This window comes from Pseudomonas sp. LY-1, assembly GCF_053502595.1.
On the sequence record NZ_CP094353.1, the window covers coordinates 1296908 to 1318591 of the forward strand.

The 21684-nt window shown below is 61.1% G+C and carries 27 protein-coding genes and 1 riboswitch; of the genes, 18 read left to right on the top strand and 9 right to left on the bottom strand.

The window, feature by feature from the left end; translation table 11 throughout:
• The first annotated feature begins 5 nt into the window (after window positions 1–5).
• The 7 genes from MOQ67_RS05925 (at window position 6) to hisC (ending at window position 6150) form a co-directional block, all read left to right on the top strand.
• A complete protein-coding gene (locus MOQ67_RS05925; protein ID WP_046484638.1) occupies window positions 6–653 on the top strand; it encodes an MlaC/ttg2D family ABC transporter substrate-binding protein in 648 nt (215 codons plus the stop codon).
• On the top strand, window positions 650–955 hold the full coding sequence (locus MOQ67_RS05930; RefSeq protein WP_017845973.1) for an STAS domain-containing protein: 306 nt from the start codon (window positions 650–652) through the stop codon (window positions 953–955). The genes MOQ67_RS05925 and MOQ67_RS05930 overlap by 4 nt, the downstream gene beginning before the upstream one ends.
• Window positions 956–1069: 114 nt before the next feature.
• A complete protein-coding gene (locus tag MOQ67_RS05935) occupies window positions 1070–1309 on the top strand; it encodes a BolA family protein (protein WP_017845972.1) in 240 nt (79 codons plus the stop codon).
• Between the two features lie 23 nt (window positions 1310–1332).
• Entirely contained in the window at window positions 1333–2598 is a 1266-nt protein-coding gene (murA, locus tag MOQ67_RS05940; protein WP_017845971.1) for a UDP-N-acetylglucosamine 1-carboxyvinyltransferase, read from the top strand.
• A 156-nt stretch (window positions 2599–2754) separates the two neighbouring features.
• Complete coding sequence (gene hisG, locus MOQ67_RS05945) at window positions 2755–3390, top strand: ATP phosphoribosyltransferase (RefSeq protein WP_017845970.1); 636 nt, start codon at window positions 2755–2757, stop codon at window positions 3388–3390.
• A gap of 378 nt (window positions 3391–3768) precedes the next feature.
• The gene (gene hisD, locus MOQ67_RS05950) at window positions 3769–5094 is read left to right on the top strand and encodes a histidinol dehydrogenase (RefSeq protein ID WP_017845969.1); all 1326 of its coding nucleotides are present in this window, start codon (window positions 3769–3771) and stop codon (window positions 5092–5094) included.
• Between the two features lie 3 nt (window positions 5095–5097).
• Window positions 5098–6150: a histidinol-phosphate transaminase gene (gene hisC / locus MOQ67_RS05955; protein ID WP_046384673.1), complete on the top strand. Its 1053-nt coding sequence runs from the start codon at window positions 5098–5100 to the stop codon at window positions 6148–6150.
• Window positions 6151–6279: 129 nt separating this feature from the next.
• On the opposite strand, the gene MOQ67_RS05960 is transcribed toward hisC, so the two are convergent.
• Together MOQ67_RS05960 and upp are read right to left on the bottom strand one after the other, a co-directional pair.
• Window positions 6280–7554, bottom strand: coding sequence for a uracil-xanthine permease family protein (locus MOQ67_RS05960; protein WP_017845967.1), 1275 nt, complete (start codon window positions 7552–7554; stop codon window positions 6280–6282).
• A 2-nt stretch (window positions 7555–7556) separates the two neighbouring features.
• Window positions 7557–8195 (bottom strand): uracil phosphoribosyltransferase, encoded by a 639-nt coding sequence (gene upp / locus MOQ67_RS05965; protein WP_017845966.1) that lies wholly within the window; start codon window positions 8193–8195, stop codon window positions 7557–7559.
• Between the two features lie 163 nt (window positions 8196–8358).
• Between upp and MOQ67_RS05970 the strand changes: the two genes are divergently transcribed.
• From MOQ67_RS05970 to MOQ67_RS05985, 4 genes are all read left to right on the top strand, one after another.
• Complete coding sequence (locus MOQ67_RS05970) at window positions 8359–8916, top strand: hypoxanthine-guanine phosphoribosyltransferase (protein WP_017845965.1); 558 nt, start codon at window positions 8359–8361, stop codon at window positions 8914–8916.
• 3 nt (window positions 8917–8919) lie between these two features.
• Window positions 8920–9387, top strand: coding sequence for a WbuC family cupin fold metalloprotein (locus MOQ67_RS05975; protein WP_017845964.1), 468 nt, complete (start codon window positions 8920–8922; stop codon window positions 9385–9387).
• A gap of 35 nt (window positions 9388–9422) precedes the next feature.
• Window positions 9423–9908 (top strand): hypothetical protein, encoded by a 486-nt coding sequence (locus tag MOQ67_RS05980; protein WP_017845963.1) that lies wholly within the window; start codon window positions 9423–9425, stop codon window positions 9906–9908.
• Window positions 9909–10099: 191 nt separating this feature from the next.
• Window positions 10100–10387, top strand: a complete 288-nt coding sequence (locus MOQ67_RS05985) for a PA4642 family protein (protein WP_017845962.1) — start codon at window positions 10100–10102, stop codon at window positions 10385–10387.
• Between the two features lie 65 nt (window positions 10388–10452).
• On the opposite strand, the gene mqo is transcribed toward MOQ67_RS05985, so the two are convergent.
• Window positions 10453–11961, bottom strand: coding sequence for a malate dehydrogenase (quinone) (gene mqo, locus MOQ67_RS05990; RefSeq protein WP_017845961.1), 1509 nt, complete (start codon window positions 11959–11961; stop codon window positions 10453–10455).
• 718 nt (window positions 11962–12679) lie between these two features.
• Complete coding sequence (locus tag MOQ67_RS05995; protein ID WP_017845960.1) at window positions 12680–12913, bottom strand: hypothetical protein; 234 nt, start codon at window positions 12911–12913, stop codon at window positions 12680–12682.
• Window positions 12914–13106: 193 nt separating this feature from the next.
• Between MOQ67_RS05995 and MOQ67_RS06000 the strand changes: the two genes are divergently transcribed.
• Entirely contained in the window at window positions 13107–13691 is a 585-nt protein-coding gene (locus MOQ67_RS06000; protein WP_017845959.1) for a YajG family lipoprotein, read from the top strand.
• A gap of 55 nt (window positions 13692–13746) precedes the next feature.
• On the opposite strand, the gene MOQ67_RS06005 is transcribed toward MOQ67_RS06000, so the two are convergent.
• Window positions 13747–13956 (bottom strand): hypothetical protein, encoded by a 210-nt coding sequence (locus MOQ67_RS06005; RefSeq protein WP_017845958.1) that lies wholly within the window; start codon window positions 13954–13956, stop codon window positions 13747–13749.
• A 181-nt stretch (window positions 13957–14137) separates the two neighbouring features.
• Between MOQ67_RS06005 and MOQ67_RS06010 the strand changes: the two genes are divergently transcribed.
• On the top strand, window positions 14138–14395 hold the full coding sequence (locus tag MOQ67_RS06010) for a hypothetical protein (protein ID WP_102617129.1): 258 nt from the start codon (window positions 14138–14140) through the stop codon (window positions 14393–14395).
• A 121-nt stretch (window positions 14396–14516) separates the two neighbouring features.
• On the opposite strand, the gene MOQ67_RS06015 is transcribed toward MOQ67_RS06010, so the two are convergent.
• Window positions 14517–15680 (bottom strand): 1-acyl-sn-glycerol-3-phosphate acyltransferase, encoded by a 1164-nt coding sequence (locus tag MOQ67_RS06015; protein ID WP_169850554.1) that lies wholly within the window; start codon window positions 15678–15680, stop codon window positions 14517–14519.
• A gap of 133 nt (window positions 15681–15813) precedes the next feature.
• On the opposite strand from MOQ67_RS06015, the gene MOQ67_RS06020 reads away from it, so the two are divergent.
• The 4 genes from MOQ67_RS06020 to MOQ67_RS06035 all read left to right on the top strand — a co-directional run bounded on the left by MOQ67_RS06020 (window position 15814) and on the right by MOQ67_RS06035 (window position 17880).
• The gene (locus MOQ67_RS06020; RefSeq protein ID WP_017845955.1) at window positions 15814–15996 is read left to right on the top strand and encodes a CPXCG motif-containing cysteine-rich protein; all 183 of its coding nucleotides are present in this window, start codon (window positions 15814–15816) and stop codon (window positions 15994–15996) included.
• An 11-nt stretch (window positions 15997–16007) separates the two neighbouring features.
• The gene (locus MOQ67_RS06025; RefSeq protein ID WP_198717716.1) at window positions 16008–16268 is read left to right on the top strand and encodes a putative signal transducing protein; all 261 of its coding nucleotides are present in this window, start codon (window positions 16008–16010) and stop codon (window positions 16266–16268) included.
• Window positions 16269–16304: 36 nt separating this feature from the next.
• On the top strand, window positions 16305–16925 hold the full coding sequence (locus MOQ67_RS06030) for an SOS response-associated peptidase (protein WP_104903935.1): 621 nt from the start codon (window positions 16305–16307) through the stop codon (window positions 16923–16925).
• 136 nt (window positions 16926–17061) lie between these two features.
• On the top strand, window positions 17062–17880 hold the full coding sequence (locus MOQ67_RS06035; RefSeq protein ID WP_017845952.1) for a M48 family metallopeptidase: 819 nt from the start codon (window positions 17062–17064) through the stop codon (window positions 17878–17880).
• Between the two features lie 79 nt (window positions 17881–17959).
• On the opposite strand, the gene MOQ67_RS06040 is transcribed toward MOQ67_RS06035, so the two are convergent.
• The 3 genes from MOQ67_RS06040 to MOQ67_RS06050 form a co-directional block, all read right to left on the bottom strand.
• Window positions 17960–18544 carry a TMEM165/GDT1 family protein gene (locus MOQ67_RS06040; protein ID WP_017845951.1) on the bottom strand — a complete coding sequence of 195 codons (585 nt, stop codon included), beginning with the start codon at window positions 18542–18544 and terminating at the stop codon, window positions 17960–17962.
• Window positions 18545–18632: 88 nt separating this feature from the next.
• Window positions 18633–18754, bottom strand: a riboswitch (yybP-ykoY riboswitch).
• Between the two features lie 50 nt (window positions 18755–18804).
• Entirely contained in the window at window positions 18805–19803 is a 999-nt protein-coding gene (locus MOQ67_RS06045) for a class I SAM-dependent methyltransferase (RefSeq protein WP_046484632.1), read from the bottom strand.
• A 30-nt stretch (window positions 19804–19833) separates the two neighbouring features.
• A complete protein-coding gene (locus MOQ67_RS06050; RefSeq protein ID WP_017845949.1) occupies window positions 19834–20799 on the bottom strand; it encodes a 2-hydroxyacid dehydrogenase in 966 nt (321 codons plus the stop codon).
• Between the two features lie 84 nt (window positions 20800–20883).
• On the opposite strand from MOQ67_RS06050, the gene MOQ67_RS06055 reads away from it, so the two are divergent.
• On the top strand, window positions 20884–21516 hold the full coding sequence (locus tag MOQ67_RS06055; RefSeq protein ID WP_017845948.1) for a LysE family translocator: 633 nt from the start codon (window positions 20884–20886) through the stop codon (window positions 21514–21516).
• The last annotated feature ends 168 nt before the right edge of the window (window positions 21517–21684 follow it).

Here is a 21684-nt window from a genome sequence, read left to right on the forward strand (position 1 = left end):
TGTTCATGATCTCTACCTTGCGACGTGGTCTGCTGGTACTGCTTGCAGCACTGCCGTTGATGGCCAACGCGGCAGGTTCTGCGCACGAACTGGTGCAGGACACGACCAGCAAAATGCTGGCTGACCTGAAAGCCAATAAAGAACAGTACAAGCAAGACCCTACCAAGTTCTATGACTCGCTCAACACCATTGTCGGCCCGGTCGTGGATGCCGAAGGCATTTCGCGCAGCATCATGACGGTGAAGTATTCGCGCAAGGCGACGCCTGCGCAGATGCAGACATTCCAGGAAAACTTCAAGAAGGGCCTGTTTCAGTTCTACGGCAACGCCCTGCTCGAGTACAACAACCAGGGGATCACTGTCGACCCTGCCAAGGATGAGTCGGGCGATCGCACCAGCGTCGGCATGACCGTCAAGGGCAGCAACGGCGCCATCTATCCAGTGCAATACACTCTGGAGAAGGTCAGCGGTGAGTGGAAGCTGCGTAACGTGATCATCAACGGCATCAACATCGGCAAACTGTTCCGTGATCAGTTCGCCGACGCGATGCAGCGCAATGGCAACGACCTCGACAAGACCATCAATGGTTGGGCCGGTGAAGTGGCCAAGGCCAAGGAAGAGACCGATAAAGCCGCCGGGAAGCCCGCGCAATGACCGAGGCGGCTGTTCGTATCGGCGATGCCGGCGAGTTGTTCCTCAGCGGCGTGCTGGATTACCGCACCGGGCCCGACCTGCGCAAGCAGGGGCAGGCGCTGATCCAGGCGAGCACCGCACCGTCGCTGGTGCTCGATTGCTCGGCGGTGACCAAGTCCAGCAGCGTCGGCTTGTCGTTGCTGCTGTGCTTCATGCGCGACGCCGAGGCGGCCAAAAAGCCGGTGAGCATTCGTGCGTTGCCCGACGACATGCGTGAAATTGCCGACGTTTCCGGTCTGACCGAGCTGTTGGCGCATCCTTAATACACATATTCAAGAAAGCCCCCCGTCAGAGTCCTGCTATGCGGGGTTCGCAGGCGCGGGGCTTTTTTGTATGATGTGCGACCCGCGCGCACTGGGCGCCGATAGAGGTTGAGCATGCAGGCCCTAGAAGTTAAGAGCTTCCTTGAAGGAAAGCTGCCGGAAACGAACGTAGAAGTTGAAGGCGAAGGCTGCAACTTCCAGCTGAATGTGATTAGCGATGAACTGGCGGCATTGAGCCCGGTCAAGCGTCAACAGCAGGTCTATGCCCATTTGAACCCGTGGATCACCGATGGCAGCATCCATGCGGTCACTATGAAATTTTTCAGCCGCGCGGCCTGGGCCGAGCGCACCTGAGCCCCCAAGGCGTCGAGATTCTTATGGATAAATTGATTATTACCGGTGGTGCCCGCCTTGATGGCGAGATCCGCATTTCCGGTGCGAAAAACTCCGCCTTGCCGATCCTGGCAGCGACCTTGCTGTGCGATGGCCCTGTGACCGTGGCCAACCTGCCGCACCTGCACGACATCACCACCATGATCGAACTGTTCGGTCGCATGGGCATTGAGCCGGTGATCGACGAAAAACTGTCGGTTGAAATCGACCCGCGCACCATCAAGACCCTGATCGCCCCGTATGAGCTGGTGAAAACCATGCGTGCGTCGATCCTGGTGCTCGGCCCGATGGTTGCCCGTTTCGGCGAAGCCGAAGTGGCCTTGCCTGGCGGTTGCGCGATCGGTTCGCGTCCGGTCGACCTGCACATCCGTGGCCTTGAAGCCATGGGCGCCACCATCGACGTCGAAGGCGGCTACATCAAGGCCAAGGCGCCGGAAGGCGGCCTGCGTGGCGCCAACTTCTTCTTTGATACCGTTAGCGTGACCGGTACCGAGAACATCATGATGGCCGCTGCCCTGGCCAACGGCCGCAGCGTCTTGCAAAACGCCGCGCGCGAGCCGGAAGTGGTCGACCTGGCCAACTTCCTGATCGCCATGGGCGCCAATATCAGCGGCGCCGGTACCGACACCATCACCGTCGAAGGTGTAAAACGCCTGCATTCGGCCACCTACAAGGTGATGCCGGACCGCATCGAGACCGGGACCTACCTGGTTGCCGCCGCCGTCACCGGTGGCCGCGTCAAGGTCAAGGACACTGATCCGACCATCCTTGAGTCCGTGCTGGAAAAACTCAAGGAAGCCGGCGCTGAAATCACCACCGGTGAAGATTGGATCGAGCTGAACATGCACGGCAAGCGGCCAAAAGCCGTCAACGTGCGGACCGCTCCGTACCCGGCGTTCCCGACCGACATGCAAGCGCAGTTCATCTCCCTGAACGCGATTGCCGAAGGCACCGGCGCTGTGATCGAGACCATCTTCGAAAACCGCTTCATGCACGTGTACGAACTGCACCGCATGGGCGCGAAGATCCAGGTCGAAGGCAACACGGCCATCGTGACCGGCATCGACAAGCTCAAGGGCGCGCCCGTCATGGCCACCGACCTGCGGGCTTCGGCCAGCCTGGTGATCTCCGCACTGTGCGCAGAGGGCGACACCTTGATCGACCGCATCTACCACATTGACCGTGGCTACGAGTGCATCGAAGAAAAACTGCAGATGCTCGGCGCGAAGATCCGCCGCGTACCGGGCTAGTCCCCGCTGCACGGGCGCAGGGATGCGCCCGCCCGGGGTGTGCAATTGCGTATTCCGGCTGAATGTGTTTCAAATCGAGGCTGTAATGGCCTCGATCTGTGTCTGGCGCCGTTTGCGACCAGACCGCAATAGCCTGATGAAGGACTGACGTTTCCCATGTTGACCATCGCACTGTCCAAGGGCCGCATCCTTGACGACACTTTGCCGCTTCTGGCTGAAGCGGGCATCGTGCCGACCGAGAATCCGGACAAGAGCCGCAAGCTGATCATCCCTACGACCCAGGACGACGTTCGCCTGCTGATCGTGCGGGCTACCGATGTGCCGACCTATGTTGAACACGGTGCCGCCGACCTGGGTGTCGCCGGTAAAGACGTATTGATGGAATACGGCGGCCAGGGCCTGTACGAGCCGTTGGACCTGCGTATTGCCCTGTGCAAGCTGATGACCGCCGGCCGTGTCGGTGATGTCGAGCCTAAAGGTCGCCTGCGGGTGGCCACCAAGTTCGTCAATATCGCCAAGCGTTACTACGCCGAGCAAGGCCGTCAGGTCGATATCATCAAGCTGTACGGCTCGATGGAACTGGCGCCGCTGATTGGCCTGGCCGACAAGATCATTGACGTGGTCGACACCGGCAACACCCTGCGCGCCAACGGTCTGGAGCCCCAGGATTTCATTGCTGACATCAGCTCCCGGCTGATCGTCAACAAGGCATCGATGAAGATGCAGCACGCGCGTATCCAGGCGTTGATCGACACCCTGCGCAACGCAGTGGAGTCTCGACACCGCGGTTGACTCACCCGCGTAGCCAAACGGCTGCGCCCGTCTATCCGCTTCATAGCCAGAATTCTCAGGTGCCCAAGCGGAAACGACTGCTGGGAAGGTGCGCTGACGTTCAATAACGAATCGCGCCTTACCCCAAAAGGCAAGTTATGTTAGTAGAAGATTTTTTTTCAATACCTAGCGACACGTAGCCGCCTGCCTTTTGAGGCAAGGCCCTACGGGTTGGTACTGTGGCCGCGCCATGCCGCGTTGCGGGACTTGGTAAGGAAACTACCCTTACCGGCGTCCCGCGCCTTGCCTGGCACGGCCACAGCACCAACGCGATTCGTTATTGAACGTCAGCGCACCTTCGGGCGCCTGAGTTTTTGCCAATCCTATGAGGCCCTCGCTATGACCACGTCCACTGCAATTGCCCGACTCAACGCTGCCGACCCGGATTTCGCCCATCATCTGGATCATCTGCTGAGTTGGGAAAGCGTGTCCGACGACTCGGTCAACCAGCGGGTGCTCGATATCATCAAGGCCGTGCGCGAGCGCGGTGACGCCGCGCTGGTGGATTTCACCCGCCAGTTCGACGGCCTGGACGTCAAGTCCATGTCAGACCTGATCCTGCCGCGCGAACGCTTGGAGCTGGCCCTGACGCGCATCACCGCGCCGCAGCGCGAAGCCCTGGAACTCGCGGCGGCGCGGGTGCGCAGCTACCACGAAAAACAGAAACAGGATTCCTGGAGCTACACCGAGGCCGACGGCACCGTATTGGGCCAGAAGGTCACGCCGCTGGACCGCGCCGGCCTGTACGTGCCGGGCGGTAAAGCCTCGTACCCGTCGTCGGTATTGATGAACGCGATTCCCGCCAAGGTGGCCGGTGTGACCGAAGTGGTCATGGTGGTGCCGACCCCGCGCGGTGAGATCAACGAGCTGGTCCTCGCGGCCGCCTGCATCGCCGGTGTCGACCGCGTGTTCACCATCGGCGGCGCCCAGGCTGTCGCGGCGTTGGCCTACGGCACCGAAAGCGTGCCGATGGTCGACAAGGTGGTCGGTCCCGGCAACATCTATGTCGCCACCGCCAAGCGCCATGTATTTGGCCAGGTCGGTATCGACATGATCGCCGGTCCTTCGGAAATCCTCGTGGTGTGTGATGGCCAGACCGACCCGGACTGGATCGCCATGGACCTGTTTTCCCAGGCCGAGCACGATGAAGACGCCCAGGCGATTCTGGTCAGCCCAGATGCCGAGTTCCTCGACAAAGTCGCCGCCAGCATCAACAAGCTGCTGCCGACCATGGACCGCGCCGAGATCATCGAGAAGTCGATCAACGGCCGTGGTGCGCTGATCCTGGTGCGCGACATGGAGCAGGCCATCGAAGTGGCCAACCGCATCGCGCCGGAACACCTGGAATTGTCCGTGGCCGACCCACAGGCCTGGCTGCCGTCGATTCGTCACGCGGGCGCGATCTTCATGGGCCGTCACACCAGCGAAGCCCTGGGCGACTATTGCGCGGGCCCCAACCACGTGTTGCCGACCTCCGGCACCGCGCGCTTCTCGTCGCCGCTGGGGGTGTATGACTTCCAGAAGCGTTCGTCGATCATCTTCTGCTCGCCACAAGGTGCTTCCGAGTTGGGCAAGACCGCCTCGGTACTGGCCCGTGGCGAATCCTTGAGCGCCCACGCCCGGAGCGCCGAATACCGCATCCTTGAAGACAATAAGGGGAACTGAGACATGAGCAAATTCTGGAGCCCCTTCGTCAAGGAGCTGGTGCCTTACGTACCCGGTGAACAGCCCAAGTTGACCAAGCTGGTCAAGCTCAACACCAACGAAAACCCCTACGGCCCGTCACCCAAGGCGCTGGCGGCCATGCAGGTCGAGTTGAGCGACAATCTGCGCCTGTACCCGGACCCCAACAGCGACCTGCTCAAGCAGGCCGTGGCCCGCTATTACGGGATCGACGCCGGCAAAGTGTTCCTCGGCAACGGTTCCGACGAAGTCCTGGCACACATCTTCCACGCGCTGTTCCAGCACGACTTGCCGCTGCTGTTCCCGGATATCAGCTACAGCTTTTATCCGGTGTACTGCGGCCTCTATGGCATCAAATTCGACGCGGTGCCGCTGGATGAGCAGTTCCAGATCCGCGCGGCGGACTACGCCAGGCCGAACGGCGGGATCATCTTCCCTAACCCGAACGCGCCGACCGGCTGCGTGCTGGCCCTGGACGCGGTGGAGCAGATCCTCAAGGCCAGCCCGGATTCGGTGGTGGTGGTGGATGAAGCCTACGTCGACTTCGGTGGCGAAACCGCCATCAGCCTGGTGGATCGCTACCCGAACCTGCTGGTCACCCAGACCTTGTCCAAATCGCGCTCACTGGCCGGTTTGCGCGTGGGCCTGGCCGTGGGCCACCCGGACCTGATCGAGGCGCTGGAGCGGGTCAAGAACAGCTTCAACTCCTATCCGCTCGATCGCCTGGCGATTGTCGGCGCAGCGGCGGCGTTCGACGACCGCGAGTACTTCGAGAAGACCTGCCGGTGGGTGATCGACAGCCGCAACAAGGTGGTCGCGCAATTGGAAGGCAAGGGCTTTGAAGTGTTGCCATCGGCTGCGAACTTCATCTTCGCGCGGCACCCACGGCACGACGCCGCCGGCCTGGCGGCCAAGTTGCGTGAGCAAGGCGTGATCGTGCGGCACTTCAAGCAGGCGCGGATTGATCAGTTCCTGCGGATCAGCATCGGTACGCCGGAGCAGAACCAGGCGCTGATCGATGGCCTAGGCGAGCTCTAAGTCACACTGAAGATCTAACAATGTGGGAGGGGGCTTGCCCCCGATAGCGGCAGATCAGTCGATTAGATGTCGACTGGCACTCCGTCATCGGGGGCAAGCCCCCTCCCACATTCAGTTTTGCAATGCTGGTTAGATCAACGGCTCATCCGGCTTCTTGTGCTTCCAGCCATCATTGCCCGGCAGCAGCAGGTTCAAGCCAATCGCTACCACCGCACACAGGGCGATGCCCTTCAGGCCGAAATCGTCCGGCCCGGTGCCGGTGCCGATCAGCACACCGCCAATCCCGAACACCAACGTCACCGACACAATCACCAGATTGCGGGCTTCGCCCAGGTCGATCTTGTGGCGGATCAGCGTGTTCATGCCCACGGCGGCGATCGAGCCGAACAGCAGGCACAGAATCCCGCCCATCACCGGCACTGGAATGCTCTGCAGCAGTGCGCCGAACTTGCCGATAAACGCCAGGCTGATGGCAAAGATTGCCGCCCAGGTCATGATCTTCGGGTTGTAGTTCTTGGTCAGCATCACTGCGCCGGTCACTTCGGCGTAGGTGGTGTTCGGCGGGCCGCCAAACAGGCCGGCGGCCGTGGTGGCAATCCCGTCACCCAGCAGGGTGCGGTGCAGGCCGGGCTTCTTCAGGTAGTCGCGACCGGTCACGCTGCCCACTGCAATCACGCCGCCGATATGCTCGATCGCCGGGGCCAGGGCCACTGGGACGATAAACAGAATCGCCTGCCAGTTGAACTCCGGCGCGGTGAAGTGGGGCAGGGCGAACCACGGTGCGGCGGCAATTTTGGCCGTATCGACCACGCCGAAGTAGAACGCCATGGCAAAGCCCACCAGCACGCCGGAGATGATCGGCACCAGGCGGAAAATGCCCTTGCCGAACACGGCCACGATCAGGGTGGTCAGCAGCGCCGGCATCGAGATCAGCATCGCCGTCTGGTAATGGATCAGCTCGGCGCCATCGCCGGATTTACCCATCGCCATGTTGGCGGCAATCGGCGCCATGGCCAGGCCGATGGAAATGATCACCGGCCCGATCACCACCGGCGGCAGCAGCCGGTCGATGAAACCGGTGCCCTTGATCTTCACCGCCAACCCCATGAAGGTATAAACGAAACCGGCCGCCATCACCCCGCCCATGGTCGCCGCCAGGCCAAACTGGCCCTTGGCGAGAATGATCGGGGTGATAAAGGCAAAGCTCGACGCCAGAAACACCGGCACCTGCCGCCCGGTTACCAGTTGGAACAGCAACGTGCCCAGACCGGCGGTGAACAGGGCGACGTTTGGATCAAGACCTGTGATCAGCGGCATCAACACCAACGCGCCAAATGCCACAAAGAGCATTTGTGCGCCAGACAGGATCTGGCGCCAAAGCGGGTCGTTGAATTCATCCTGCATGCTCACGCGTCCTTCTGCTTGGTACCGAAGATCTTGTCACCGGCGTCGCCCAGGCCTGGGATGATGTAGCCGTTTTCATTCAGGCGCTCATCGATGGACGCGGTGTAGATCTGCACGTCCGGGTGGGCCTTCTCGACGGCGGCGATGCCTTCGGGCGCGGCGACCAGCACCATGGCGCGGATGTCCTTGCAACCGGCCCTCTTCAGCAGGTCGATGGTGGCAACCATGGAACTGCCGGTGGCGAGCATCGGGTCGATGATCATCGCCAGACGCTCGTTGATTTCCGGTACGAGTTTTTCCAGGTAGGTGTGGGCCTGCAACGTTTCTTCATTGCGAGCCACGCCCACGGCGCTGACCTTGGCGCCGGGGATCAGGCTGAGGACGCCTTCGAGCATGCCGATGCCGGCGCGCAGGATCGGCACCACGGTGATTTTCTTGCCAGCGATCTTCTCGACCTGGACGGGGCCGGCCCAACCGGGGATCTCGTAGCTTTCCAGGGGCAGGTCTTTGGTGGCTTCGTAGGTGAGCAACGCTCCGACTTCCTGAGCAAGCTCACGGAAGTTCTTCGTGCTAATGTCGGCGCGGCGCATAAGGCCGAGCTTGTGTCGGATCAGCGGATGGCGGATCTCGCGAGTGGGCATGGGAAAGGCTCCGGCGGCGGGCAAAAAAACCGGCCTAGATTAATCTATCCGAGGGTGTTGTCCTATAGACATCTAGCACGTTAGTCCATTAAGGCTTGAACGTTGCGCCTCACATGCGTACCTTTGCCCGCTTTTCTTGCCACAGCACCCCCTGGAGAGCGCCATGTCCGCTGATCTCGAGCATATCCGTCAAATCATGCGCGAGGCTGACTGCCTGTACACCGAAGCGCAAGTCGAAGAGGCGATCGCCAAGGTCGGCGCACAGATCACCCGCGAAATGGCCGACACCAACCCGGTGGTCTTCTGCGTGATGAACGGTGGTCTGATCTTCGCCGGCAAATTGCTGACCCATCTGCACTTCCCGCTGGAAGCGTCCTACCTGCACGCTACACGTTATCGCAACGAAACCAGCGGCGGCGACCTGTTCTGGAAAGCCAAGCCGGAAGTCTCGTTCATCGACCGCGACGTGCTGATCATCGACGACATCCTCGATGAAGGGCACACCCTGAGCGCGATCATCGACTTCTGCAAACACGCCGGCGCGCGCAAAGTCCATACCGCGGTGTTGATCGACAAAGACCACGACCGCAAGGCGCGCCCCGAAATGAAGGCCGATTTCGTCGGCCTGCCGTGCATCGACCGCTACATCTTCGGTTACGGCATGGACTACAAAGGTTACTGGCGCAACGCCAATGGGATTTACGCCGTTAAAGGGATGTAATGCATGGCCCGCTTTCTTGATCAGACGCTGTTTGCTGAATTGGCCGAGAAGGCGGCCGCCAGCCCCCGTGGCCGGCACCACCACAACTTCCACGAGATGGAAGAGCCCTGCCATCGCCTGGCCGTGGGCTTGCAACCCAGCACCTACGTGCCGCCTCATCGGCATCTGAGTGCGGACAAGGCGGAAACCCTGCTGGTACTCCAGGGGCGCCTGGGGGTGCTGTTGTTCAGCGACAGCGGTGAAGTGATCGCCAAGCGCGTGATGCAGGCGGGCGGCGAGTGTTCGGGCATCGATCTGCCGCCGGGGGTATTCCACGGTTTGGTGGTGCTGGCGCCTGACACGGTGATGTTCGAGTGCAAGGCCGGGCCGTACCGACCGGTGGGCGAGGGTGAATTGGCCGACTGGGCACCTCGCGAAGGCGATGCCGATGTGGCCGAGTATCAACGCTGGATGCTTGCCCAGTTCGATTGAGCTACAGTGCTGGGCCATCTTTCCCGGAGCGGCCCATGAGCCTGTTGATTCGCACCTGCGCCGCCCTGGCGCTGACCCTCAGCTTGCCGCTGGCCGCCGCCCCGGCGCCGATGCACAGCCAATTCCTGCCGCCCGACGACCTGGCCCTGCGCGCCGAAGCGCCCGATCAGCAGCAACTGTTGCAAGTCACCGAGTATGCCGTGGTGGTCGGTAATCAGCGCCAATCCACGCAGCAGCCGATCCCGGTGACGTCGCCGGTGATGATTCGCCTCAAGGGCAAGTCCTTGAACAAAGGCGCAAGCATCGCCCAGGTGATCGTCAATTTCGACGCCGAAAGCAAAAGCCTGAAAAAGCCGGTGTTCGATGACAAGACCAAGACCCTGACCTTGTCCTACCCCGCGACCCAATACCGCGTGATCGTCGACCTGCTGCGCAATGACACGGTGTATGTGCAGTTCCTCAGTTATGCCAACGGGCATATCTGGGCGGATCTGCATACCGGCGTGGTACGCACCAAGTAGCCAGCACCCTGACGAACCCAATGTGGGAGGGTGCTTGCTCCCGATGACGGTGTGTCAGTCGACAGCTAATTGACTGATCCAGCGCAATCGGGAGCAAGCCCTCTCCCACAGTGGTTCTCAGCGCTTTCGCCGCCCGCGCCTCGCAGGTAGACTTCAAACCCCATGTAAATGTCCGCAGGCTGGAGTCGGTAATGCGTAAAGATAAGAAACAGGTGATTGGTGACGAGATCGGCGACGATCAGATCAAGTTGTTCCTGGACTTCGAACCCGTCGACGCGACTTCACCCTCCCTGCACAAACTGATCAAGGCCTATCGTGGCCTGCGTATCGACGACTTCGAGCGCTTCCTGGGCTTCTTCAAGGCCGCCGGCCTGGACCTCGATGGCAAGGACGAGCATGGCCAGACCTTCGTCGACCTGATCAAGGACCAGCGCAACGCCGCCGAGTACATTGAATTGATCGATAACGCCCGCGGCTGATCGCAGGCGAAAAAAAGCCCCGCGGCTCATATCGAGAAGCGGGGCTTTTTTTATTTCGAGTGGCCTTAAGCGTAGCTTTGGGCTTCGTTGTTTTGCTCAACCAGTTCCAGGCTGATGTTGTTCTGCGCGTTGATCTTGCGGTACAGCTCGGCATCGGTCTCCAGGACCTTTTCACGGGCCGGGAAGATCTCGTGCAGTTTGGCCGCCCACTCGCCGGCAGCCTTGGTCGGGAAGCAGCGTTCGATCAGTTCGAGCATGATCGACACCGTCACCGAAGCGCCCGGGGACGCGCCCAGCAGCGCCGCCAGCGAGCCGTCTTTGGCCGCGACCAGCTCGGTGCCGAATTGCAGCACGCCGCCTTTTTTCGGGTCTTTCTTGATGATCTGCACCCGTTGGCCGGCCACTTCCAGGCGCCAGTCTTCGGCTTTGGCTTGCGGGTAGAAGCGGCGCAGGGATTCCAGGCGCTGTTCCATGGACTGCATCACTTCGCTGACCAGGTACTTGGTCAGGTCCATGTTGTCCCGGGCCACGGCCAGCATCGGGCCGATGTTGCCGGCGCGCACCGACAACGGCAGGTCAAGGAACGAGCCGTGCTTGAGGAACTTGGTGGTGAAACCGGCGTAAGGCCCGAACAGCAGGGACGTCTTGCCGTCGACCACGCGGGTGTCCAGGTGCGGCACGGACATCGGTGGCGAACCCACGGCGGCCTGGCTGTAGACCTTGGCCTGGTGGTGCTTGACCACTTCCGGGTTGTCGCAACGCAGCCACTGGCCACTGACCGGGAAACCGCCGAAACCTTTGCTTTCTTCGATGCCCGAGGCTTGCAGCAGCGGCAGGGCCGCGCCACCGGCGCCGAGGAACACGAACTTGGCGTCCACGTCGCGGCTGTTGCCGCTGTTGACGTCCTTGATGCTCACGGTCCAGCCCGCGCCATTGCGCTTGAGGCCGGTCACGCGTTTGCTGTACTTGACCTGGGCATCGGGCGCGCTGGTCAGGTGGTTCAGCAACTGGTTGGTCAGGGCGCCGAAGTTGACGTCGGTGCCGTTCTGCACACGGGTCGCGGCGATTTTCTCGTCGAGCGGGCGGCCTGGCATCATCAGCGGTATCCACTCGACCATCTCATTGCGGTCTTCGGTATAGCGCATATCCGAAAATGCATGATGCTGGCTGAGGGTTTCAAAGCGCTTCCTGAGGAAGGCTACGCCTTTGTCGCCCTGCACGAAGCTCAGGTGCGGCACCGGGGTGATAAAGGACTTGGACGAGCCAAAGGTGCCTTTTTTGGTCAGGTACGCCCAGAACTGCTTCGACACCTCGAACTGGGTGTTGATGTGGACAGCTTTCTTGATGTCGATGGAACCATCGGCGGCCTGGGGTGTGTAATTCAGCTCACACAGCCCGGCGTGGCCGGTACCGGCGTTGTTCCACGGGTTGGAACTCTCCGCGGCTCCCGAGTCCATCAGCTCAACGACTTCCAGCTTGAGGCCGGGGTCGAGCTCTTTGAGCAGTACGGCCAGGGTGGCACTCATGATGCCGGCCCCTACCAGTACTACGTCGACTGCTTCGTTATGCGCCATTTAACGCGTCTCCAAAATCTGCAGCACCAAATTGACGGCATGGCTGCCAGGAGTGACGGGGCGGTTCACGTGTTGCCCCAGGTTACCCATGGCCAGGATCGCCATGTCCGATTCGCAATTCTTTGCAAGTTCAGCGCACGCTTCCTGCCGGGCTAATCCGCCTATGAACGCATTCATGGGCTGCCGTGGCAATTCGACTTATGGTCAAAGCGTGCGATCCGTGCAATCAATCCGTAGCGGACAGGCTCAAGCCCCGGAGCACTCGGTCCTGTGTGATTGGGCTGTTCCAGACGCTGATGGTGCTTGTACAAACGCCAAACTATTCATTTGCTCGCCACACTCTTGTGAAGTTGTGAAAACCCGTTTTTTCACGCTCTTTTGAAGACGTGAACCTCAAAAAAGGGCTGCCCCAGCCTGGCACCTGGCCCGGAAAACCTTGCCGGCATGCGGCAAAACGGGCAAACAACTCAAGTGGCCGAGCGCAATGGCAGCTCTGGCAGATTCGGTAAAGGCGGGTGGTTTGCAAAGAAAACAGCAAGCGCGCCAGCTTCACACGATCTGTGTGGGCGGCTCTCTGTGGGCGATCTGGGGGGGCTAATACCGAAGCATTAACGATGTTGCGAGGCCCGATCAGGAGACGTCCTTATAATCGGGGGGAGATTGTAGCGAAGAACGCCAAGGAAATGGGCGTGTTTTATGACTTTTATTAGGCGTTCGGTCAGGCGGCCAACGGCTGGTGATGCGGCGACTGCGTCGCGCGTGGGCTGATACGCGCGCTGGCGGGCAGCGGGCGGTGCATCCAGCTCAAGCGGATTTCTTCGATTTCCACCCAGCCATCACCGACCGGAGGCTGGCTGCACTCTTTGAAAGCCTGGCAGCGACCTTGCACATCGAGCAGGGCAAATTGGCGAAGGGCGGGCTTGCGGGTAAACAGCGACCAGAGAAAATGCATGAAGTCAGCCTCCTGAGATTGAGGCCAAGCACGCCTGCCGGGGATGACGGGCCCATGTATCGGCTGTGACATATCGGTGACATCGAACCCCTACAATGCCTGCGGGTCTTAGGTTGTAACTGACGCTAGTTCCCGGCGAGGGCCGCCCGCTATAATGCCGGCCTGTCGGTACTCGATTTCTGGAGAGAAGAGCATGTTGCAACGCCTGTTGTTCGGTTTGATCACTGTGACCAGTTTGACCCTGGTTGGCTGCGCCAATAGCCCGCAACAACTCAGCCCGCAACCGAAGCTCACCACGCAGTTGGCCCCGGTGGGTCACGGTCAGCCGGTGTCGGTGCGTGTGGTGGATGGTCGTCCTTCGCCGACCCTGGGCTCCCGTGGTGGCCTGTATCCGGAGACCGCGCTGGTGTCGGTGAGCGGTGCCGATGTGCTCCCCAAACTGCAAGCCCAGGCTGAAGCAGCGGTGCGGTTGCTCGGCTTTACCCCGGCCAACTCGCCGGGCGCGCCGCAGTTGACCATCACCCTGGCCGAGCTGAAATACCAGTCGCCCAAAGACGGCCTGTACGTGACGGAGGCCACTATCGGCGCGACGTTCAGGTCCGACGTGAGCGCCGGCACCCGGCGCTACAGCGGCCGTTATGGTGCATCCCTCAACCAGCGCTTCGGCATGTCGCCCAACCAGGAGACCAACACCAAGCTGGTCAGCGATGTCCTGAGCGACGCCCTGACCCGTCTGTTCAAGGACCCAAGCATCGGCCAACTGCTCAGCTCGCAATAACGCTCAATAACAAGCCGGGCTCAGCGCTGAGCCCGGCTTTTTTGTGCCCGTCGTTTCATGCCGCGGTGTCGATACCGAAGTCGAGCAGGCTTATCCCGGTCAGCAGGTCCGTCTCCGGCAGGTCCGCATGCTGGTGCCCGCCAAGGGCGCAATACACCAGCCAGTGGCGGTCCTGGACGTTGAACGCGAGGCCGCCGATCAGCGCCTCTTGCTCATCGCTTGGGGCTATCAAATACAGTCGATCCTGGTTTTGCGCGTGCAACATGACAAGCTCCCGAGCGTTCGAAGGGCCACAGAGTGAACGGTTAAGGTGACGTTCAGGTGACGCCGTAAATTACTCGATACATTAGCCGTCAATGGGGAAGGAGCTTTTAGGCGCAGGAGGCGACTACCGTTCAGGTTTGTATCTGAATGGATACCAAGGCACTGTTTCAACGAGGTGTGTGATGGCGCTGCCCGGACTGCTGATCAATGTTGTTGCTCTATCAGTGGCCTGCTCTGGGGCTGCACTGCTATTCATTACCCGTTTGAAGGAACAGCGCGCCATGGCCAGGCTCGCCGCGCAAAGCGAAGAGCGCGCCATCGACCAGCCCATGCTGTTTCTGGATGTCCGCACCGAACGGGCGCATCGCCTGGCTTATCGTGTTGGTTTCGCCTGCCTGGGGCTGGCGCTGCTGGTTTCATGGATCAGCACGCGTTTTTAGTTGCACCCTGAAACGACTGTGGGAGCGGGCTTGCTCGCGACAACGGAGTTACAGTCGGTACCGCTGTGACTGAACCACCGCATCGCAGGCAAGCCCGCTCCCACAGGTTTGGCCAGGTGTATTACAGCGGGATTCCCGCCTTGACCCGATATTGATTGCGCACTGGCGTTGCATATTGCACCACCAGGAACGGCCGGTGTTCGACCGGGCACTCGCTCAAGCGGCGCTCCCACTCTGCCTTGGCCTTGGCCAACTCGTCGGCCGGGAAGATATCCGCTGCCTTGGGTACCTGCAGTTGCGGGTCGGCGTCACTCCACTGGGCGTAGGCCAGGTAGTGAACCGGGAACAGGCGATAACCTCCGAGAATCTGCCGGTCCATTTCCACGGCGAGCAGCTTGGTGTCTTCGAAGCGCTCGGTGATCGGCGGCGCAAAGTTCACATGCACCCGGCCCTTGTAGCCGGTAATGCCCAGGGCAATGCTCACATCGTCTTCACCCGGTGCCTTGGTGTAGGTGCCCGTGGTGGCGCGGATGTACAGCTCGCGAGCCTTGGCCAAGTCGCATGGGTCGTATTCGTAGCTGATGGACACGGGCGTCAGGTTCAGCGACTGGATCACCTCGGCGAACGGCTCGTCCTTGCGGCTGACGTGGAACATCTTGAGGATCGCCGATTCGGTGCGGTCATCCCCATCCTTGGCGCGGCCTTCGGCCTGGGCGATCCAGATCGACTGGCAGTCGTGGCGGATCGAATGGTTGATGTAGGCCGACAGCAACTGGTAAGCCGCCATTTTTTCCTTTCGCCCGGTGATCGAGCGGTGCACGATGAAGCTCTTGTTCAGGCGCATCAGGTCGCTGACAAACGGCTTTTGCAGCAGGTTGTCGCCGATGGCGATACGCGGTGTCGGCAGGCCGGCGTGGTACACGGCGTAGTTGACGAAGGCCGGGTCCATCACGATATCGCGATGGTTGGCCAAAAAGACGTAGGCGGTGCCCGATTTGAGCTGTTCCACGCCGGTGTAGGTCACGCCGTCGGTCGCTCGATCAATGGTGTGGTCGACGTAATACTCGACTTTGTCCTGCAGCGTGGCCACGGTGGTGACGCCGGCGAATTCACGGCGCAGTTTGCGGGCGATCATTGGTTTGAGCAGCCAGCCCAGCGCGCCGGCAAAGCGCGGGAAGCGGAAGTGGGTCAGGATGTCCAGAAAGGCCTTGTCACTGAACAGCCGCTCCAGCACTGCCGGGACTTCGCTGTCGTTGTAAGGTCGGATGGTATCGAATTCGCCCATCATGCTCTCTTGTTAGAAACGGCTAGGGTAAGTAGAGGAAATACCAGGGTGCGGCCCGAGTAATGGGCTCGGCCGAAATATAACCCTGTAAATAGACCGGCGATTATACGCACAAGTCACTTGGGAGACTGCGATGCTGGAAACTGCGCTGTACGATTGTCCTTATTGTGGTGAAGTGGTGGAGACGACCGTGGATTTATCCGGCGGCGACCAGACCTATATAGAAGACTGTCAGGTATGTTGCCGACCGATCATTTTCAACCTGCAGGTCCATGGTGAAGAGTGGATGCTCGAAACTCGCAGCGAAAACGAATAACAGGTACGCCCATGCAGCGAATCTACGAACCGGAAAACCTGATGGAAGGCGAGCTGCTGCAGCAGATGCTCGCCAGCGAAGGGATCGAGGCGCATTTGGTGGGGCGCCATTTGCTCGGCGGTAGCGGCGAGTTGCCGATTTTCGGGCTGCTGGGGCTAGAGGTGGACAACGACCAGGCAACCTGCGCGCGCGAGCTGATCACCGCGTATAACGGTGCGCAACCGTTACCCGGCGATGAACCCGACAGCTTCCCCGACGTGTTGGTCTGTTAGGCTGTCGGTCGGTTTACCCAAGAGTCGTGTTGCCCCATGTGTGGACGTTATGCCCTGTTTCGCTGGAACCCCACGTTTGCTGCCTTGCCGGGCTTTCCGGCGGATCAGCAGGCCCAGTGGAATATTTCTCCCAATGATTCGGTGCTGATCCAGCGCGCCACCGACGGCCAGCGCACCCTGGCCCGCGCCCGCTGGGGCCTGACACCGCCGTGGCTGACGGACCTTTCCCGTACCCCGGCGCATGCCCGCGCCGAAACCCTGGCTGAGCAACCGATGTTCCGCGAAGCGTTTCGCCAGCGTCGCTGCCTGTTGCCGGCCAACGGGTTCTACGAATGGCGCGGCACCCAGCGCAAGCGGCCGTACTGGTTGACGCCAGGGGAAGGTTCGACGCTGTTTTTTGCGGCCATCTGGGAAGCGTATCCGGTGCAGGAGCACGTGTGGCTGAGCACCGCGGTGGTGACCCAGGCGGCGCAGAGTCAGCGGCGGCCGTTGATTCTGGATGCGGCGGGGCAGGACGCCTGGCTGAACCCCGAGACACCGCTGCCGGTGTTGCAGGGGCTGTTGGCCAGCGAGCCGGTCGCCTTGCGTGAACGGGTGCTGGCCAACATGGTCAACGATCCCAAGCTGAATGGGCCGGAGTGCCTGACTCCGGCTTGAGCCAGAAAATCCGCCACCGTTGTGGGATGTATCCGAAATTTAGCGTCTGCACGTCTGATGTATCTGGCGTCGATACAAATCACCGCCTAGGATACGCGCCATGTTTTCAGGGCGTCTTTTCAGGGAGAGTGTGTTGATGAAGAAATCATTGGCCGTAAGTGTATTGGCGGCAGCAGTGCTGCTGGCCGGGTGTCAGTCCGTCAACACCACCAGCGGTGGTGCCGTTGGGGTGGAGCGCAAGCAGTACATGTTCAGCATGCTGTCGAGCCAGGAAGTCGACCAGATGTATGCGCAGTCCTACCAGCAGACCCTGGGTGAAGCCAGCGGCAAAGGCCTGGTGGACAAGACCAGCGCCAACGCCAAGCGCGTGCAGGCCATCGCCAACCGCCTGATCGCCCAGGCGCCGACCTTCCGTCCGGATGCGGCGCAGTGGAAGTGGGAAGTGAACCTGATCAAGAGCGATGAGATGAACGCCAACTGCGGGCCGGGCGGCAAGATTTTCGTGTACAGCGGGCTGATCGATAACCTCAAGCTCAGCGATGACGAGCTGGCGGCGGTAATGGGCCATGAAATCGCCCACGCCTTGCGCGAACATGGCCGTGAAGCCATGTCCAAGGCCTACGGCATCGAGATGGCCAAGCAGGGCGCCGGCGCGTTGCTTGGTCTCGGCCAGGACAGCATGGCGCTGGCCGATACCGTGGCCAACTACGGCATGACCTTGCCCAACAGCCGCAGCAATGAAAACGAAGCGGACCTGATCGGCCTGGAGCTGGCGGCCCGCGCCGGTTACAACCCGAACGCGGCCATCACGTTGTGGAACAAGATGGCCAAGGCTTCGGAAGGCGCGCCTCCGGAGTTCATGAGCACTCACCCGGCCTCCGACAGTCGGATCGCCTCGTTGCAGGCGGCGATTCCGAAGGTGATGCCGTTGTATCAGCAGGCCAAGAAGTCCTGATAATCCAAGCCTCATGAAGATCCCAATGTGGAAGGGGGCAAGCCCCTCCCACATTGGATTGGGTTTGCGGCTTGGATCCTTAGATCCAACCACTGCTTTGCATGGCCTTGTACACCGCCACGATCGCCAGGACGAAAAACGCCGTAGCCGCCAGTCGACGAATCAAGGTCAACGGCAATTTCTCCGCGGCAAAATTCCCCGCCAGAACCACCGGTACGTTGGCAATCAACATGCCCAGGGTGGTGCCGATAACCACCAGCCACAGCTCAGGGTATTGCGCCGCCAGCATTACCGTGGCGATCTGCGTCTTGTCGCCGATTTCGGCGAGGAAGAACGCAATCAGGGTGGTCAGGAACGGCCCGAACTTGCGCGTGGTGCTGGCTTCGTCATCGTCGAGTTTGTCCGGCACCAGGGTCCACAGCGCCGTGGCGCAGAAACTCGCGGCGAGAATCCAGTGCAGCACCGCATCCGAGAAGAAACTGCCGAACCAGGCACCTACGGCACCCGCAGCGGCATGGTTCGCCAGGGTCGCGGCGATGATGCCGGCGATGATCGGCCAGGGTTTGCGAAAGCGTGCGGCAAGGATGAGCGCGAGCAGTTGGGTCTTGTCGCCGATTTCGGCCAAGGCAACGATTGCGGTAGGGACGAGCAGTGAATCCAGCATCAGGTAGGTTTCCAGGGGCGGGTCGACACGGCTATGACACGTACAGCCTTCCCGCCCCGGGTAAGGTGTGCGTGTCATAGGTCTTGTCAAACCCCGGTCCGTCTGAGCGGACACCTGGGTCGCATACGCCATGGTCTGCTGACCAAGTATGTTGACGTATGCCGGACGAGCATGGCGCTCGTGGGAGACTACTCCCCTAGGACGGAGCGGATTCTGCCTAGGCAAAATCCATTCGGCAAGTGTTCTTTTGCAAACGCCGATCAGCTGCGCTTGGCGCGATAGATGCGAAAACCATTGCCTTCGGCCTTGACCGCACACACGCCCAAGTGCTCTTCGATCAGCGGCTGGTACTTCAGGAAGCTGTTGGCAACCAGTCGGAGTTCGCCGCCTTTTGCCAGGTGTTTCGCGGCTTTTCGCAGCAAGTTCTCCGTGGCGAAGTAATCGGTGTGTACCCCGACATGGAACGGCGGGTTGCTCAGGATCGCGTTCAAGCCCATCGGCGCGGCATCGATGCCGTCTGCGGTCAGCACGTCGGCTTCCAGACCGTTGGCCGCCAGGGTCAGGCGGCTGCTGGCGGTGGCGAAGGCGTCCACATCCAGCATTGTCACCGTATTGTGCGGGTAGCGACGTTTGACCGCCGCGCCCAACACACCGGCGCCGCAACCGAAGTCCAGCAGGTGGCCGCTGGGCAGTTTGTCCAAATGCTCCAGTAACAACTCGGTGCCACGATCCAGGCGGCCATGGCTGAACACGCCCGGCAGGCTCACCACTTTCAGCGGGCCTTCGGCCAGCGGCACTTCGAAAACCTGCGCCAGGCTCTCCAGCTCCACCGCTTGCGGCGCGTTGGCCACGGTGACCTGCCACAACTGGCAGTGCCGTGCGTTATCGAGTTTGCGCGGCTTGCCGAAGGGGATCATCTGTTTGGCGGCGCTTTCGATCCCGCCTTTTTTCTCCCCCACCAGAAACAGCTCGGCACCGGGCAGGCGCGCGGCCACGGCGTTGAGCAGATAGTCGGTGAGGTCCTTGGACTTGGGCAGGAAGATCACTGCCGCATCAAACGTGCGCTGCGGCACATTCACGCCGAACTGGCTGCGCTCGGGGAAACGTGCGTCGAGCGCAGCCTGGTCACCGGCATGCCAGCACCAGCCATGGGCGTTGGGCAGACGGCCGAGCAAATCGTCGGCAGGCAACCCCACCAGCAGCAGGTTGCCTTGAAAAAGTTCGGCCTGACGAAGCAGTACTTCACTGCGCGGATCCATGGTCTGCTCCTTGAAAAGGGGCGCAGTTTATCAACTGACGACGCGCAGCGGGGCGCCGCTGAAAAAGCCGCGGGCGTTTTCCGCCAGTTGGCCGACAATCCGCTGCCGCGCTTCGCGACTGCCCCAGGCGTTGTGGGGCGTGACGATCAAGCGCGGGATATCGTCGGCCAGCAGCGGGTTGCCATGCACCGGAGGTTCGACGCTCAGCACATCGGTCGCCGCGCCGCCCAGGTGGCCATTGCGCAAGGCGTCGGCCAGGGCCTGTTCGTTGATCAGGCCACCGCGCGCGGTGTTGACGATAAACGCGCCGGGCTTGAGCAACGCCAGCTCGCGAGCGCCGATCAAGTCGCGGGTGTGTTCGTTGAGCGGGCAGTGCAGCGTCAGCGCGTCGACCTGCGCCAGCAATTCATCCAGCGGCATGCGGTCGGCGCGGGCAGGGCGCCCGGGAATGGCGCCGAGTATGACGCGCATACCGAAGGCCTCGGCCAGCCGTGCGACGGCGCTGCCCAGTTCGCCATGCCCGAGCAAACCGAGGGTTTTGCCCTCCAGCTCGACGATCGGGTGGTCCAGCAGGCAGAACTGCTTGGCGGCTTGCCATTTGCCCGCGCTGACATCCCGTTGATAGTCCTTCAGCCGCGTCGCCAGGTTGAGCAGCAGCATGATCGTATGCTGTGCCACCGACGGCGTGCCGTAGCCCTGGCAGTTACTGACGGTGACGCCATGGGCACGGGCGGCTTCAAGGTCGACGTTATTGGTGCCGGTGGCCGACACCAGGATCAGTTTGAGTTCGGGGCAGGCGGCCAGGGTTTCGCTGTTGAGCGCAATCTTGTTGCTGATAGCGACCTGGGCGCCTTGCAGGCGTTCGACCACATTCTGCGGGGTGGTCTGCTCAAACAGCTGCAGCTCGCTGAAACAGTTGTGCAGCTCACTGAGATCGAGATCCCCCAGGTCGAGGGATGGGTGATCGAGGAAGACGGCGCGGCGATTGTTCGTCATCAACTGTACCTTTTGTGACAGGGTTCGAAGGCGTAATCTGCCGAGCCTATCAGATGAAATAATCCGTTACTTAATGGAGTGAGTATGTACGTCGCCGAGTTTTTGACCGTGGCCTTGATTCACCTGCTGGCAGTGGCCAGCCCCGGTCCGGATTTCGCGGTGGTGGTGCGCGAAAGTGTCACCCACGGCCGCCGCGCCGGGACCTGGACCGCATTGGGCGTGGGCTCGGCGATTTTCCTGCACGTGGGGTACTCGTTACTCGGCATCGGTTTGATCGTGTCCCAGTCCATCGTGCTGTTCAACGCGCTGAAATGGGCGGCGGCGGCCTACCTGCTGTACATCGGCTTCAAGGCCCTGCGCGCGCAGCCGGCCAAGCCAGCCGCCGAGGGCGAGCTGCACCGCGAAGTCGGCGAACGCACCCCACGCGGGGCGTTTACCGCAGGCTTTGTGACTAACGGTTTGAACCCCAAGGCCACGTTGTTCTTCCTGTCGCTGTTTACCGTGGTGATCAACCCGCACACACCGCTGGCGGTGCAGGCGGGTTATGGCGTGTACCTGGCGGTAGCGACGGCGGCGTGGTTCTGCCTGGTGGCGATGTTGTTCAGCCAGCAGCGGGTGCGTGCAGGGTTTGCGCGGATGGGGCATTGGTTTGATCGGACGATGGGGGCGGTGTTGATTGCCATCGGTGTAAAACTGGCGTTCACCAGTATGAAATAAATGATGTTCTCTCATTGAGGACAGTCCAAATGTGGGAGGGTGCAAGACCCTTCCACATTTGATCGCTATCGGCTTTGAGTGGTGGCGCAAAGCTAGCATCCAGCAGTCCCTACAAATCATTCCTTTGGCTGATTTGGTCGGCACCTAACGTATCTACAGTGCAGGTCT

Excerpts from the sequence above, each read along its gene's own strand:
- MOQ67_RS06005 (WP_017845958.1), bottom strand. The coding sequence starts at position 13,956 with ATGTTGCACGCGCAAAACCAGGATCGACTGTATTTGATAGCCCCAAGC.
- MOQ67_RS06000 (WP_017845959.1), top strand. The coding sequence starts at position 13,107 with ATGTTGCAACGCCTGTTGTTCGGTTTGATCACTGTGACCAGTTTGACC.
- MOQ67_RS06055 (WP_017845948.1), top strand. The coding sequence starts at position 20,884 with ATGTACGTCGCCGAGTTTTTGACCGTGGCCTTGATTCACCTGCTGGCA.
- murA (WP_017845971.1), top strand. The coding sequence starts at position 1,333 with ATGGATAAATTGATTATTACCGGTGGTGCCCGCCTTGATGGCGAGATC.
- MOQ67_RS05970 (WP_017845965.1), top strand. The coding sequence starts at position 8,359 with ATGTCCGCTGATCTCGAGCATATCCGTCAAATCATGCGCGAGGCTGAC.
- MOQ67_RS06030 (WP_104903935.1), top strand. The coding sequence starts at position 16,305 with ATGTGTGGACGTTATGCCCTGTTTCGCTGGAACCCCACGTTTGCTGCC.
- MOQ67_RS05995 (WP_017845960.1), bottom strand. The coding sequence starts at position 12,913 with ATGCATTTTCTCTGGTCGCTGTTTACCCGCAAGCCCGCCCTTCGCCAA.
- MOQ67_RS05925 (WP_046484638.1), top strand. The coding sequence starts at position 6 with ATGATCTCTACCTTGCGACGTGGTCTGCTGGTACTGCTTGCAGCACTG.
- MOQ67_RS05975 (WP_017845964.1), top strand. The coding sequence starts at position 8,920 with ATGGCCCGCTTTCTTGATCAGACGCTGTTTGCTGAATTGGCCGAGAAG.
- hisG (WP_017845970.1), top strand. The coding sequence starts at position 2,755 with ATGTTGACCATCGCACTGTCCAAGGGCCGCATCCTTGACGACACTTTG.
- MOQ67_RS05935 (WP_017845972.1), top strand. The coding sequence starts at position 1,070 with ATGCAGGCCCTAGAAGTTAAGAGCTTCCTTGAAGGAAAGCTGCCGGAA.
- MOQ67_RS05985 (WP_017845962.1), top strand. The coding sequence starts at position 10,100 with ATGCGTAAAGATAAGAAACAGGTGATTGGTGACGAGATCGGCGACGAT.
- MOQ67_RS06010 (WP_102617129.1), top strand. The coding sequence starts at position 14,138 with ATGGCGCTGCCCGGACTGCTGATCAATGTTGTTGCTCTATCAGTGGCC.
- MOQ67_RS06045 (WP_046484632.1), bottom strand. The coding sequence starts at position 19,803 with ATGGATCCGCGCAGTGAAGTACTGCTTCGTCAGGCCGAACTTTTTCAA.
- hisD (WP_017845969.1), top strand. The coding sequence starts at position 3,769 with ATGACCACGTCCACTGCAATTGCCCGACTCAACGCTGCCGACCCGGAT.
- MOQ67_RS06035 (WP_017845952.1), top strand. The coding sequence starts at position 17,062 with ATGAAGAAATCATTGGCCGTAAGTGTATTGGCGGCAGCAGTGCTGCTG.
- MOQ67_RS05960 (WP_017845967.1), bottom strand. The coding sequence starts at position 7,554 with ATGCAGGATGAATTCAACGACCCGCTTTGGCGCCAGATCCTGTCTGGC.
- upp (WP_017845966.1), bottom strand. The coding sequence starts at position 8,195 with ATGCCCACTCGCGAGATCCGCCATCCGCTGATCCGACACAAGCTCGGC.
- MOQ67_RS06020 (WP_017845955.1), top strand. The coding sequence starts at position 15,814 with ATGCTGGAAACTGCGCTGTACGATTGTCCTTATTGTGGTGAAGTGGTG.
- MOQ67_RS05980 (WP_017845963.1), top strand. The coding sequence starts at position 9,423 with ATGAGCCTGTTGATTCGCACCTGCGCCGCCCTGGCGCTGACCCTCAGC.
- mqo (WP_017845961.1), bottom strand. The coding sequence starts at position 11,961 with ATGGCGCATAACGAAGCAGTCGACGTAGTACTGGTAGGGGCCGGCATC.
- MOQ67_RS06015 (WP_169850554.1), bottom strand. The coding sequence starts at position 15,680 with ATGGGCGAATTCGATACCATCCGACCTTACAACGACAGCGAAGTCCCG.
- MOQ67_RS06025 (WP_198717716.1), top strand. The coding sequence starts at position 16,008 with ATGCAGCGAATCTACGAACCGGAAAACCTGATGGAAGGCGAGCTGCTG.
- MOQ67_RS05930 (WP_017845973.1), top strand. The coding sequence starts at position 650 with ATGACCGAGGCGGCTGTTCGTATCGGCGATGCCGGCGAGTTGTTCCTC.
- MOQ67_RS06040 (WP_017845951.1), bottom strand. The coding sequence starts at position 18,544 with ATGCTGGATTCACTGCTCGTCCCTACCGCAATCGTTGCCTTGGCCGAA.
- hisC (WP_046384673.1), top strand. The coding sequence starts at position 5,098 with ATGAGCAAATTCTGGAGCCCCTTCGTCAAGGAGCTGGTGCCTTACGTA.
- MOQ67_RS06050 (WP_017845949.1), bottom strand. The coding sequence starts at position 20,799 with ATGACGAACAATCGCCGCGCCGTCTTCCTCGATCACCCATCCCTCGAC.